Here is a 12651-nt window from a genome sequence, read left to right on the forward strand (position 1 = left end):
CGGGGGCGGGCCGAGGCGGCCGCCTACCTGATCCCCGCCGCGCTTTTCGGGCAGATCTCGCGGTAGGACGATTCGGGGATGAGTCTCGTCCACTCCTCCCTTGAGAGGGTGGTCCCCACCCGGGCGCACAGGGTGATGATGGCCTGCTCGGGGTCTGTGGGAAAGGCGGAGATCCAGGTCTCCTCGTCCTCGGTCCTTCCGGTCGTGTACAGAATGGACCCATCGGGGGCGAAGGTCACGTCATCTCCCGGGGTGGTCAGCAGGAGACCCAGCTGGTGCCGGCTCGCGACGTCCCAGATCCGCACGCCGTCGTCCGCCGCGACGGCGAGCAGATCGTCTCGGCTGGAGAAGGCGAGCGAGTCGACGCCGTTCTTGTGGCCACGGAGGCTGAGCCCGACCCGGCTGAATGTGGTCGCGTCCCAGAAGGTGACCTGGCCGTCGTTGCCGCCGACGGCGATCAGGTCGCCGCCGGGGCTGAAGGCCAGCGTGCTTGTCTGGTTCGTCTCCGGGCCGAACTTCTTGGGAAGGATCTTGCCGGAGGTCAGGTCGATCGCGTGTCCGGGGTAGGTGCCGAGCGCGAGCAGATGGCCACCCGGTTGGAAGGCCAATGCCCCGGTGGGCCTGTCGATGTGATCGACCCTGATCGAGTGGAGCTGCCGCCCGGTCGCGACGTCGTACAGCAGGACCGTCTGCCTGGGCTTGGTGTCGTCACCGGTGACGAAGGCGATGCTCTTTCCGTCGGGGCTGAACGTCATGCCGTGGAGAAAGTACTGCCAGCGTCCGTACGGCGCTTTGCCGGGTAGGTCGAAGACCACCGGTGCCTGGCCCGTGGGTTTGGTCAGCGTCACGCGGGAGCCCTTCTGCAACGCCACGATCCGTGCGCCGGGTCCGACTTCCAACGTGTCGAAGGCGTCGTTGGGGATCGACCCGATCGGTTTGCGGCTGCGTGAGTCGAGCAGGGTGGTGGTTTCTCCCACGGAGACGACCGTCGAGCCGTCGCGGCTCAGCGACGCCTCTTTGACGATCGCCGGGTGGGTGTCGGCGCGCAGGTCAAGGGTGAGTACGGCACCGTCGTCGCCCACGAGCCTGAGCGAGGAGGCGTCCGGAGTGAACCGGAAGTCGAAGACCTCCTCGTAGGCGGGCTTGTAGCGCTGGAGCAGGGTGTGATCGGCGACGCGCCACAGGCACACGGCTCTGTCGTCGTCGAATCCGGCGAGGAAGCGCCCATCGGAGCTGAAGCGCAGCATGGCCACGCCGACTCCGTCGTAGTCGTTGACGCTGTAGCCGTCGACGCCGTAATCGTCCTCGACGACCCGCCCGGTGCCGAGGTCCCACAGTCGCGGGCCGCTACTGTGGCCGGCGACGGCCAGGTACTTTCCATCGGGGCTGAAGGCGATTCCCAAGGTGTCAGTGTTTATCGCCTCGCTTCCCGCCGACCTCGTCCGCAGAGTGAGACGTTTCTTCGCCGAGGCCAGGTCCCAGACGACGGTGTCCGAGTCCAGGCTGAAGTAGGCCGCCAGCCGGTCGTCGGGGCTGAACGCGACCAGTCGCCGACTTGAGTAGGTTCTGTGGAGCATGACCTGCCGGGCCACGTCCCAGACCTCCAGATCGAACGTCAGCCAGTCGGGCTCTCCCCTGTCGAGAACCAGTCGTTTTCCGCCGGGACTGAACTCCACCGCCTCGACCCCGGAGCCGAACTCGGCGCCCATCTGACGGCCTGTTCCGGTGTCCCAGAGTCGTACCCGGCCCTTTTCGGTGACGACCGCCAGCGTGTGGCCGTCCGGACTGAGCGTGACGGTCTTGAACGACCTCCCCGCTGAGGCACCCCTGCTCATCGGTACGGTGACGTCCGATCCGGAGCCGCTCAGCGTCCGCAGCCGTCTGCCCGTGGCGGCGTCCCAGACGCCGCCGCCGTCCGGTCCGAAGGTGACGAGTTCCGTGCCGTCCCGATTGAACTCGTACACGACCGCGCCGGGGACGGTGACCACTGACCGTTCCAGCTGATCCAGCGCCTCGTACAGACTGCCCCTGGCCTCCGGAACCTGCCCGAGCCGCCAGGAGGCGATGCTGAGCAGGGTGGCGTTCACCGGGTCGGTGGGCCGCAGGACGCCTGCGCGAGCGGCGACGAGGCTGGCGACGACGCGATCTCGCTGGGCGACCGCCTCGGCGGTCTGCTCGTCGGCCACCCGGCGCCGGCTCTCGGCCAGACCCGCGGCCGCCAGGGCGACGACCAGCAGTCCCGACAGAACCGCCAGGGTCAGCCGGCGCTGCCGCCCCCGCCGCCTCATCAACGCCGAACCCGCGTCGAGGAACGCCTGCTCGGTCACGGTCAGCGTGACGTGGTGGCGCAGGGAGTCGCCCTCCCGGCGGGTACGAGCCTGCTGAGCCGCAAGGAGACGGGTGCCCTGGTAGAGGAAAGCGGGATCGCGGTCATGCCCGGCCCATTCGCGGGCGTCCTCACCGAGCTGCTGAAGCACCAGCAGGGTGGCGCGGTCCTCCTCGATCCAGAGACGTAGCTGGGGCCAGGCGCGGATGAGGGCCTCGTGGGTGAGCTGCACGCTGTCCTCGTCAACCGTCACCAGCCGGGCGTGGACGAAGTGGTCGAGGACCTGCCGTGCCTCGACGTGCCCCGGCGAGGCGGCCGGTGGAAGCAGGTCGGCCAGAGGGATCGTTCGCCGGGTGCTCTCGGTGTCCTCGCCGAGCCGCACCAGGCGGGGCAGGAGCCGCCGGGCGATCCGATGGCCCGCGGAGTCGAGGCCCTGCAGGGTGGTGTCGGCGGTCTGTGCCAGCGACCTGGCGATTCCCCCGGTCTCGCGGTATCCGGCCAGGGTCAGCGTCCGTCCCTCCCGGTTCTGCCAGGTCGCCAGCAGGGCGTGGGAGAGAAGGGGGAGAACGCCTCCCATTCCCATCGCGCTGAGCTGCGCGCCGGTGCCGAGATCCTCCAGGAGGAGGTCGACGAGCCCGTCCTGGAGGATCAGCCCGGTCAGCGCGGCCGGTCCTTCGACCGCCTCGCTCAGCTGTGCCGTCGTCATCGGGCCGACGACCAGGGGGTGATCCAGGGCGGACAGGAGTTCCGGGTGGGCCGTGCAGTGTCCGTAGAAGTCGGCCCGCACTCCGATGACGACCACGGCCGGGGCGTCACCCTCGGTGCCGACGGATACGGAGTGCAGTGCCTCGACGAAGATTCGACGCTGGTGTTCGTCGGGACAGGCGGTGAAGACCTCCTCGAACTGGTCGACGATGATGACCGGACGTTCGGTCCGGTCGCCGAGGATCCGCACGAGCGCCTCACGGAGATGACCGGGCTGATCCTGGAGCCGTCGCCGGAACTCCTCGGGAGATGAGTCGCCGAGAACGGCGAACCGCTTGGCGAGCATGCCCACCGGATCGTCACCGGGGCTCAAGATCATGAACCTGCTGCCGGTCTCGCCGGAGTGCGATCCTCGCTGGAGGGCGGGGACCAGACCGGCGCGGAGCAGCGACGACTTGCCCGACCCGGACGGCCCGATCACCACGAGCGGCCCCGCCTGGGACGGATGTCCGGTCACCCGGTCGACCAGGGCGGTGATGAGATCGGTGCGGCCGAAGAAGAGTCCGGCGTCTTCCGGGCCGAACGCGGCCAGCCCCCGGTAGGGGCTGAAATCTCCCACCTGCTCTCTCGGGTCTTCGGGGGATCTGCTCCGGTAGGCGGGATTGGGGACGATCGGCTGCCGGTCTCCGTAGTCGGCGGCCTGACGCCGAGGCCGGGGAAAACCCTGCGCGGGAAGAGCGCGCGACAGTGACCTGTAGAGATCGTCCAGGGTCAGCAGTGGCGGGGCCGTGGGGTCTCCATTGGTCAGCAGGTGGATGAGGGCACCGGTGAAGGCGGTGTGCCGCTGTCCCTCGGGCGCCCACGCGGCCTCGTTCCTGTTGGTGGAGGTCAGGAGATACATGCCTTGCCGGGCGGTGTCGAAGACCTGATCGATGTCGGCGCGGCCGGTGGTCCCCTGTGCTCGTCCGGCGAAGCAGCAGTCCAACGCGATGAGCGTCAGGCGGGCCGGGGAGCCGGCGACGACCTCCCGGACGACCGAGTACGGCAGGGCCTGGTGGCTGGGAATCCCCTCGGTGAGATCGACCGTCGAACGGGTGGCCAGATGCAGCTCGTTGTTACTGCTGACCAGGCCGTGGCCCAGGTAGTAGACGAACAACACGGCTCGCGCCCGCTGTGCCGCCTGGACCAGCGCGGCGCCGAACTCCTGCGGGCCGGAGGGATCGATCAGCACGGTCAGATCGGCCGGGTCCAGCCCCGCGTGGTCGATCAGGCACTGTCCGAGATCGCTGACGGTGCCGGGGACGGCGGGAACATCGGGCAGGCGGGAGCCGGTCGGGTATGTTCCCGAACCGACCAGGAGTACCTGGGTGCCGGGTGTGGCGAGCAGCAGGCTGAGAGGCGGTTCAGTCGCCGCCATCATGGGCCTCGGTGCTCTTGAGCACCTCGACCAGTTGCGTGGTGAGTGCCGGCGTCTCGACCAGATTCAGAGCTTTGACATTCTTGGCGGTCATCTCCACGCGAGTCTCGTTCTCACCGCGGGCCAGGGGCAGACTCACTTCTCCGCATGTTCGCAGCCAGGCGATCAGCACACCCGCCGGCGAGGCCCCCACCCCTCCCGTACCAAGGGCGACCTGCAGCCCGTCGACCACGGGACCGAGAGCATCGGGCGGCGGGTCACCCTCCCTGACCCGGACCTGTCCGCGCAGCTCGGGCTCTTCCCGCAACCAGGAGTGCAGGTTACGGAGTTCGTCCGCGGAGTTCTCGGCTGTGACAGTCACCGGCACGTTCAAATTGGCACTCCAGGATTCCTGGGCCCCCGCACCGCTACTGCGACCACCGCGTAATTCGACGCGGTTTCCTCTAGGTGGTACGCCCACCAGTTTGACCTAGGCGCCTATGGAAAGTCACCGCCTTCGACGTTTTCGCGGTTCTCAGAGGTGCTCACCCGAGGGGGCACCGACCGGCCAGGGTGGCCACGCGGGCCGAGCACGTCATGGCGCGTCGGAGAGATCGCCACCGAGGAACAGGCGAGATCATCTGACGTGTTGGCTGATGAAGGACCTGACGACCTGGAGGTTTTCCCATGAGCAGTGAGACCCCGAACATCGGGCGGTACGGCGTCTTCAGCGGGTTGGCCTGGCAGGAGGCGGGGGTGCGGAACTACGTCAACAACTGGCTGCGCGGCGGCTTCACCGAGGACGACCTGGCCGGCGGCGGCAGCGACCGGCTGATCGACGCGCTCTTCGCCTGGGGCGACGAGGAGCGGATCCGGACGCGGGTCGAGGACTTCCACGCGGCGGGCGCGGACCAGGTGGCGCTGCAGGCCATCACCGCGTCGGGTTTCGACCTGCCCCGCGAGGAATGGCGCCACCTCGCCGAGATCCTGCGCTGAGGCTTCCTCATGCTGTCAGCGTGAGCCCGGCGAGGCGCCCGGTCAGGAGGAACGTCGGCTCGTCGTGGAGGTGGCCGAGCATGCCGGCCACGACGGGGGCAGGTGCCTGGAGGACGAGCCGCCGGACGGCGGCGGACCGGCGATGGGAACGGACGCTCTCCGTCGCCCGGGACAGGTGGTCCGGTATCCGGGGATCACGAGCCCGTCCAGGCCCCGCAGGTGCCGACGTAACCCGTCGGGCCCTTGTTGCAGGCTCGGAAGTGCAGGTCGGAGTACAGGCCGCTGGGAAGAGCACTCGTGGTGAACCCGGTCGTGTGGTCGTCGGCCTCATAGGTGACGAAGACGGTCGCGGAGTGGTAAGTCCACGTACCTCCGGAGTACCGGTACCCCTTGAACTGGAGTGCGCCGCCGTAGTTGTCGTTGTAGCAGTCGCCGTAGTCCGACAGCGACCCGCTCAGATACACGTCGTACGCCTTACGGCCATTGAAGGTGTTGATATAGGTGTAGGTGTAATCGAACGACGCCTGCGTGCAGTCGTTGGCGCTCCTGATCACGAAGTATGTCAGGGCGGAGTGATCGGCGGACGCCGAGGCGGGCACGGCGAGTGCGCCGACGAGGGTCAGTGCGGCGGCCAGCGGGGCGATCCTGCGGGCGAGGCGGGTGCGGAGGATGGGCATGCGAGACTCCGTACGTGGATGGCGAGGTCCGACTGAGATATCGCTTTTCGGTGCAGAGCAAAGTTAGGTCGTCGTGGCGCGCGGGATGTGACCGCCGGCGCACGTTCCTATGGAGATCAGTGCACTACCCGCCGTTGCCCCGCGTGTGCCTGTAGTCACCGGGCGAGACGCCGTAGGCGGAGCGGAAGAGGCGGCTGAAGTGAGTGCGGTCGCCGAACCCCCAGCGGGCGGCGATCATGTGCAGGGGCAGGCCGTCGAGCCGAGGGTCCGTCAGATCGCGGCGGCAGCGTTCCAGCCGGGCCTGGCGGATATGGGCCCTGACGGTGGGGCCACCGCGTGCCTGGAACAGCCGATGCAGGTAGCGCAGGCTGATGTGGTGCGCCGCGGCGATGACCTCCGGGCTCAGCTCCGGGTCCGAGAGCCGCAGCTCGATGAAGTGGTCGATGCGCTGGAGCAGGACCTGCAGGTGGGTCTCGGGGGTGAGCGCGTCGGACGCGTCCAGGCGGTGGGCGAGGGTGGCCGCCACCAGGTCGAGGGTGATGCCGGACAGGGCGGTCTCGTCCGCTCCGGTGTAGCCGTCCGTGTCCCTCATCAGCTGGGACAGGTGGGCGGCCAGCACCGCGCCGATGCCCCTCCGGGTGCAGATCGGCACCGCGGCGAGCCGATCGACGCTGTCGGCGGCCAGGCCCGGCAGGGCACGCGGGAACTGCACGACCAGTGACCGCGCCGGCTCTTCCTGCGAAGATCGCCATCCCTGGCTGGGGTGGGAGGTGCCGCAGAAGGCGAACTCCCCGGCGCGGTAGAGGGTGGAGCGACCTCGGTAGGTGAGGCCGGCCGAGCCGTTCAGGTTGAGATCGAGCAGATACATCTCCGGATCGTTCTCGCGGATCAACTTGAGAGTTCGGGCCACCTGGAGTGAGGGGTAGGAGAGCAGCGACACCTGGACCTCGCCCAGTCGCCACACGCGCATCGTGGCCGCGAAGTCGTCCTCGTGTTCGCTGCGGCCCCAGGCGCGCACGTGCGTCCGAGTGGCCATCTCGAACCAGCAGGGGAAACGGTCCCTGGCCGGCAGGTCGTGGGTGTGGAAGGTCATCGCACTCAATGGCTTCTTCTTCCGGCCGTGCCGCCGTTCCCCGCGGCCTCGGGGGAGACACGTCAGAGTATCGACTTCCCGCTGGAGACCCGGTGGAATCATCATGGCGGTGTATGGTCGCGGGCCGTCGACTCGTTCCTGTTCGCGGTGATGCCGCACAGGGGGACCCGCGGCTCGGGGAAGCGTCGAGGTGCGTGTTCGAGACAGCGGACGATCATCCCTGCCCACGTGCCGCCGGACCGGATCGGTGCGAGCGCGGACGGGCGGAGCTCGTCGAACATGCCTGGAGCCGGCGGTTCGCTCACCGGCGCCACGGTATCCCCGTGGTAACCACCGCTCCGGATAGCGTCCGGGTCGGCGGCCGGAATTTGAGATCCGGCCCTGACGACAGGGGTGTTCAGATGAGCGAGATCGTGATTTTCGGGGCCGGCGGCCGGGCCGGACGTGCGGCCGTGGCCGAGGCGCGCGGGCGTGGCCACCAGGTCACCGCCGTCGTCCGTGACCCGGCCGTCCACGGAGACCTCGCGGCCGAGGGCGTACGGGTCGTCGCGGGAGATGTCACCGACACGTCCGCCGTCGCCAAGATCGCCGCGGGTCACGACGGTGCGATCAGTGCCGCCTGCGACATGGGCGCCGACCCGCATGACTTCTTCACCGGCTCGGCGCGGGCCCTGGTCGACGGTCTGGGACAGGCCGGAGTGGGGCGGCTGGTGGTGGTCGGGCTGGCCTCCGCCCTGGAGACCGCCTCCGGGGTGAAGCTGATGGACACCCCCGGCTATCCCCAGGAGTACCGATCGTTCTACCTGGGACACGCCGCCGGGACGGAGGCGTTGCGCGCGGCCGAGAGCACTCTCGACTGGCTGGTCGTCAGCCCGGCCGGCGACTTCGACCACGGCGGTACGCGCACCGGCCGGTACCGGACGGCCCCGGCGGACGCGGCCAGCCGCATCTCCTACGCCGACCTCGCGATCGCGCTGCTCGACGAGATCGACACCCCGAGGCACCGCCGCACGCACCTCGGCGTCGAGGAGGGCTGAGGGAGGTGGGCTGCCCGGTTTCCGGAAACCGGAGGCCGGGAAGTCCGGGCATGAACGACCTGTCCGGCGGGGGCTGTCGCGATCAGGCGCCCGGTGCCGGAGAGGTCGTAGCGTCGCTGCCGGTCGGCAGGGAGCAGAACGGAGCCGGGGTAACTCCGGTCACGAAAGGGTGTGCCGTCGTCGAGCGAGACGGTCGATGCGACCGATCTCCGCACGGCCGTGCAGGACCGTGAACTGCGGTGACGCCGTGAAAACGGTGGTGAGCTCCATGAAGTGGCGGTGCCCGAACGCCTTTAGGGAGCGCTCATCCCCTAGGGAATGTCGATGAACTCCCGAAGCAACGGCGGCCGGCTCGGCATCGTCATGGCCTTCGCTTGTTTACCTGTGGATGGGGATTTCTTGAACTCCTCGAAATAGCCCTGAGGGAACGGCAAGGGAACGATCTCTCGGATGTTCATGGTCTACCGGGCCGCATTGATGGAACATCGGGAGGGGTGTGATGTAGGGTGTGATGTACAGCTGCTCAGGAGGAGCCGATGTTCGACTTCCTGCCTTTCGCCGAGGTCGTGCGCCTAAGCGGTGCACCGCTCAGGCAGGTCATCGCGCAGGTGCGTTTTGGCGGCCAGAGCATGCTCGGGACCCATGAGGGTGCCGCGGTGGTTCACGAGGCACTCGCCGATCACTACCCGCGTTTTCTGACGGAGCAGCAGCAGGTCGTCACGATGACGGCGACGGGAGCCTCCAGTGAGTTGCTTCCCCAGTATCGACTGACCGACCTGGACGGTGCCTGGTCCATCGTGATCGGCCGAGAGCATCTCACTCTGGAGACGACCCGCTATGCGACCTGGACATCGTTCAGGCAGAGGTTGGAAGCCGCGCTCACCGCCGTTGAGGACATCACAAATATTCGCGTTCGAGAACGTGTTGGTCTTCGCTATATCAATCATATCGAACCGGACGACCATGGACTTTTCTCTCAAAAGGTGCAACCTGAACTACTTGGGCCGGCTGTTGACATGGGCTGGAGGCGGCACCTCAATACGATGATCAGCCAGGTAATCGCCGAAGACGGAGAAATGCAACTTTTGCTCCGTTATGGGCTTGCGGCCGACCCGTCGAACCTCTCGGCTCCCTACCTGATTGATGTAGACTGCGCCAAAGTTCAACCGCGCACATTCTCACTTCGGGAAACGCTGGATGATTTCGACGCGCTCAATGATGTGAGTTACCGTTGCTTCTGCTGGTGCGTTCCCGAGGCGTACCGAAAGCAGCTCGCCTCTGCCGTAGACGACTGAGCAATCCAGGGAGGGCACGGTGGCCAATGCCGCGCCCGGCCTCGCCGACCGGGGAACATCGCCGTTCACGGCGGGGACCGGATACGAACCCGATCCGATCGCCCAGCGCCTGTCCCAGGTCTTCCTCACCGGCACTGGTGCGTGCGAGCTGGGGGACACCTCCGTCAGGCTTGTCGTGCGCGGCACTATCGAGGCCGCCAACGCGACGCTGCTGAGCGCACTCATGAACGTGGTGATGGCGCATGCCCGATCCGGTCATGCCGCCCGGTTGCCCGAGGCGTTGTCCTCGTGGGCCGCACTCCTCGGCCAGTTGGATGACCTGAGGCTCGTCGCGGCCGGTGAGGTGCTGGAGCTTGAGGAGATCCGGGCGACCACCACAACGGCTGCCACGGCGCAGACACCCGATTTTCCCCAAGTCACACGCTCTCCCGAGCGGGAGCCGGCACTCCTGGCGCGTGAGGTCCGGGAGATGAGCGGTCTGGGAGCCAGGCTGCTCGGGGCCGCTCTCGGCGTGACCCGGGAACAGTACTCCCGCTGGGCGAATGGCCACCCCATCAGCGACGTCCGTCTCGGGCAGTTGCGATTTCTGCACACCCTCGTCCGTGACCTGGTTCGGCGTCTCGGGCCGGACGGTGCTCGCGCCTGGTTGCACACACCGCTCAACGGGGCGAGGACACCGGTCGATCTGCTCACGAGTCGACGGTTCGATCTCCTGCACCGCGCGATCGTGGCGGTAGAGGATCCACGCCCTGTCGCGGAGGGCGTGTTCGTGGCGCTGGCCGTCGCGGACGAAACAGAACTCCCCGGCGACGACGTCGATGACGACGACGAACCGTGGAGCCCCTACAGCCTTCCCGAGGTGGCGGACATGAGGGAAGGGGACGCTGACCAGACACCATGACCACACCTCCCCCCTCGGTCGACGATGCGGAGTGGCTGGAGCCCGAACACCTGTACCACCAGGTCGGTTCCGCATGCGAGATCGACCGGCCTGTCTTCCAGGGCGACGTTTACCACGGTGTCCCCCTGCCGGTCATGCCCTCCACTCCGCCGGAGCCCGGCAAGGTCCTCGTGGATTTCGTCGAGTCCATGGTGATGCTCGTCCCTCACCCGTGCCAGTGCTACCACGGAGACAAGCTGCGTCCTCGCCTCACGGTCGCACCCGTGACGGAGGTGCCGCACTACGACAACTTCGGCCCCGAGCGCGCGGGCGCGATGGACAAGTTCGCGCTTCCCGACCTTCCCGTGCTGCTCGGTGGGAAGGAGACCGTCGCATCGCACGTCGCTGATTTCGGACGCCTGGTCAGTATCCCCAACAGATACCTCCACACCTCCCGGCGGATGGCCTGCCTCAGTCACCTGGGGCTCGGCCTGCTCGCCAAGCGTCTTCTCCGGTTCCAGATTCGGATGCCCAGCACTCTCGCCAACACGACGGCCTACACCTTCAGGCAGTGGAACGAGTCATTCGTGATGCAGGCCTGGATACGGTCGAACGGCGGTTCTCTCAAGGGATTCAGTGACTGGCTGAGGACGCCTCAGGTCATCCCAGCCCTCGACCCGGTACACCCGGTCGTACCGGGTGACTACCTCGACGGTGCCCTGGACGTGCTGATCGAGGAGATCAGCGGAAAACGTCCTGAGTGACCCCGACGCTCCGGACGCCTGCGCGGATGTGCTGATCAGCTTCTGAAGTTCAGGACGATGCCCGGGTGGTCACGGTTCGACGGGAAGACGCCAGCGGGCCCAGACGGTTTTGCCGGGGCGGTTGGGGAGGGGGGTGACGCCGGTGTCGTGGGCGATGGCCCTGACGATGGCGAGCCCGCGGCCGTGCAGGGACTCGGGATCCAGGGTGAGATGACGCGGCTGTCTGGTGCCCCGGTCGGTGACCTGGACCTGGAACTCGTCAGGACTCGCCCACAGGGAGAGCCTGACCACGGGCTCGCCGTGGACGATCGCGTTGGCGAGCAGCTCACCGACCACCAGGGCGACGTCGTCGACGAGGTGGTGCAACGCCCAGGCGGCGAGGGTCTCACTCACCATGGCGCGGGCCTTGCCGACGATCGGCAGGTCGTGCGGCAGGTCCCAGTAGACGGCGCGCGGGTCGTCCGGGGGGTGTGGGTGGCCCCCGGTCTGGGAGGGGTTCAGGGGGTGGGGGTCGTGCGGGGGGTGCGGTGTGTCAGGGGCCTCGGGCATGGCCCCTCCTTGGGGTGGCGGTGTGGTGTCCTCGGCCTCGCGCATCAGGGCGCGTAGTTCGTCGGGGGTGCGGGCCCGCACGATCAGGGGTTCGGGGGCGGGCCGGCCGGCGACAGCGTGGAAGTGCCGGGTGCCGGTGCCGTACCAGACGGTCCAGGCGGGCTCGATCTGGTCGAGCTGCTCGGCGGCGGCATGTTCGGCCAGGTCCCAGGACTGGGAGTCGACCTGCTCGGTGACGGCCCCGCGCCGATGCCGCCCGCCCTGCCGGGGCTGGGGGACGCGTTCGTTCATGTCGTCGCCCCTGCCGGTACGGGGTGTGCTTGCCGGAGGGGGGACGGGGACCCGGCGGCCGTCCTCGCCGGTACGGCACGGCGGCCGTGGCCACGGGCGGCTCCGGCCGCAGGTGTCGGCCGGGGGAGGGGGCGGGGAGCTGCTCGGGGGAGAGCAGTGGGGGGCGTTCGGAGGACTGCTGGGAAGGTGGCATTGGGGGGTGCTGCGGGAAAACCGGGGACTGCCTGGGGAAAGTCGCCGGCGGTCGGCCGGGGCGAGCGGTGGGGGGTGGCGGGACGAGGAGGCGGCGGGGGGTTGGGGGCCGGAGAGGTTGAGGCGGCGGCGGGTGGTCATCCGGGCGTGGACCTGGGCGGGGGTGGGCTGCTCCCAGTGGTGGTGGGCGTGGTGTGGCAGGCTGGCGGCCTCGTGCGCGTACGGGGGATGACCGCACCAGCGACAGCCGAGCGGCATCGGTGGCCGGTCGGCGTGCCAACGGACCCTGATGGGCCTGGGGTTTCCTCTAGGGTGATGCATCAGATCGGACCTCCTGCGTCCGGTCGAGGGACTCCTGACGAAGAAAGTTGGGCGTCACGGGTTGCTCGGGGGTGCTTGTCCGCACTGTTTGCCCAGGTGACAGCCTGGAGGTATGAGGTACTCAGACAG

General features: G+C 68.2%; 10 protein-coding genes. 5 read left to right on the forward strand and 5 right to left on the reverse strand.

The annotated features are described in order from the left end of the window. Positions 1-23: 23 nt before the first annotated feature. Both AB0K21_RS36250 and AB0K21_RS36255 read right to left on the reverse strand, forming a co-directional pair. Positions 24-4451: an AAA family ATPase gene (locus tag AB0K21_RS36250; RefSeq protein WP_364156383.1), complete on the reverse strand. Its 4428-nt coding sequence runs from the start codon at positions 4449-4451 to the stop codon at positions 24-26. Next, entirely contained in the window at positions 4435-4809 is a 375-nt protein-coding gene (locus tag AB0K21_RS36255; RefSeq protein ID WP_364156386.1) for a hypothetical protein, read from the reverse strand. Before AB0K21_RS36255 ends, AB0K21_RS36250 begins: the two co-directional genes overlap by 17 nt. Positions 4810-5114: 305 nt before the next feature. Here AB0K21_RS36255 and AB0K21_RS36260 point away from each other — a divergent pair, with 305 nt between their 5' ends. Next, entirely contained in the window at positions 5115-5423 is a 309-nt protein-coding gene (locus AB0K21_RS36260) for a hypothetical protein (protein WP_364156389.1), read from the forward strand. A 194-nt stretch (positions 5424-5617) separates the two neighbouring features. Here AB0K21_RS36260 and AB0K21_RS36265 read toward each other — a convergent pair whose 3' ends face one another. Further along, positions 5618-6100 (reverse strand): hypothetical protein, encoded by a 483-nt coding sequence (locus AB0K21_RS36265; RefSeq protein ID WP_364156392.1) that lies wholly within the window; start codon positions 6098-6100, stop codon positions 5618-5620. A 124-nt stretch (positions 6101-6224) separates the two neighbouring features. Beyond that, on the reverse strand, positions 6225-7193 hold the full coding sequence (locus AB0K21_RS36270) for a helix-turn-helix domain-containing protein (RefSeq protein ID WP_364156410.1): 969 nt from the start codon (positions 7191-7193) through the stop codon (positions 6225-6227). Between the two features lie 401 nt (positions 7194-7594). Between AB0K21_RS36270 and AB0K21_RS36275 the strand changes: the two genes are divergently transcribed. From AB0K21_RS36275 to AB0K21_RS36290, 4 genes are all read left to right on the forward strand, one after another. Continuing rightward, a complete protein-coding gene (locus AB0K21_RS36275) occupies positions 7595-8230 on the forward strand; it encodes an NAD(P)H-binding protein (protein ID WP_364156395.1) in 636 nt (211 codons plus the stop codon). A 536-nt stretch (positions 8231-8766) separates the two neighbouring features. Then, the gene (locus AB0K21_RS36280; protein WP_364156398.1) at positions 8767-9525 is read left to right on the forward strand and encodes a TIGR04255 family protein; all 759 of its coding nucleotides are present in this window, start codon (positions 8767-8769) and stop codon (positions 9523-9525) included. 19 nt (positions 9526-9544) lie between these two features. Next, positions 9545-10426: a hypothetical protein gene (locus AB0K21_RS36285; protein WP_364156401.1), complete on the forward strand. Its 882-nt coding sequence runs from the start codon at positions 9545-9547 to the stop codon at positions 10424-10426. After that, complete coding sequence (locus AB0K21_RS36290) at positions 10423-11169, forward strand: hypothetical protein (protein ID WP_364156404.1); 747 nt, start codon at positions 10423-10425, stop codon at positions 11167-11169. Before AB0K21_RS36285 ends, AB0K21_RS36290 begins: the two co-directional genes overlap by 4 nt. 69 nt (positions 11170-11238) lie before the next feature. On the opposite strand, the gene AB0K21_RS36295 is transcribed toward AB0K21_RS36290, so the two are convergent. Continuing rightward, positions 11239-12009 (reverse strand): ATP-binding protein, encoded by a 771-nt coding sequence (locus AB0K21_RS36295; RefSeq protein WP_364156407.1) that lies wholly within the window; start codon positions 12007-12009, stop codon positions 11239-11241. Positions 12010-12651: the final 642 nt, after the last annotated feature.

It is taken from the genome of Streptosporangium sp. NPDC049248, assembly GCF_040678965.1.
GTDB classification, from domain to species: domain Bacteria; phylum Actinomycetota; class Actinomycetes; order Streptosporangiales; family Streptosporangiaceae; genus Streptosporangium; species Streptosporangium fukuiense.

Bases quoted from the DNA above. Each gene is read 5' to 3' on its own strand.
- AB0K21_RS36280 (WP_364156398.1), top strand. From the start codon at position 8,767: ATGTTCGACTTCCTGCCTTTCGCCGAGGTCGTGCGCCTAAGCGGTGCA.
- AB0K21_RS36260 (WP_364156389.1), top strand. From the start codon at position 5,115: ATGAGCAGTGAGACCCCGAACATCGGGCGGTACGGCGTCTTCAGCGGG.
- AB0K21_RS36275 (WP_364156395.1), top strand. From the start codon at position 7,595: ATGAGCGAGATCGTGATTTTCGGGGCCGGCGGCCGGGCCGGACGTGCG.
- AB0K21_RS36265 (WP_364156392.1), bottom strand. From the start codon at position 6,100: ATGCCCATCCTCCGCACCCGCCTCGCCCGCAGGATCGCCCCGCTGGCC.
- AB0K21_RS36250 (WP_364156383.1), bottom strand. From the start codon at position 4,451: ATGATGGCGGCGACTGAACCGCCTCTCAGCCTGCTGCTCGCCACACCC.
- AB0K21_RS36270 (WP_364156410.1), bottom strand. From the start codon at position 7,193: ATGACCTTCCACACCCACGACCTGCCGGCCAGGGACCGTTTCCCCTGC.
- AB0K21_RS36295 (WP_364156407.1), bottom strand. From the start codon at position 12,009: ATGAACGAACGCGTCCCCCAGCCCCGGCAGGGCGGGCGGCATCGGCGC.
- AB0K21_RS36290 (WP_364156404.1), top strand. From the start codon at position 10,423: ATGACCACACCTCCCCCCTCGGTCGACGATGCGGAGTGGCTGGAGCCC.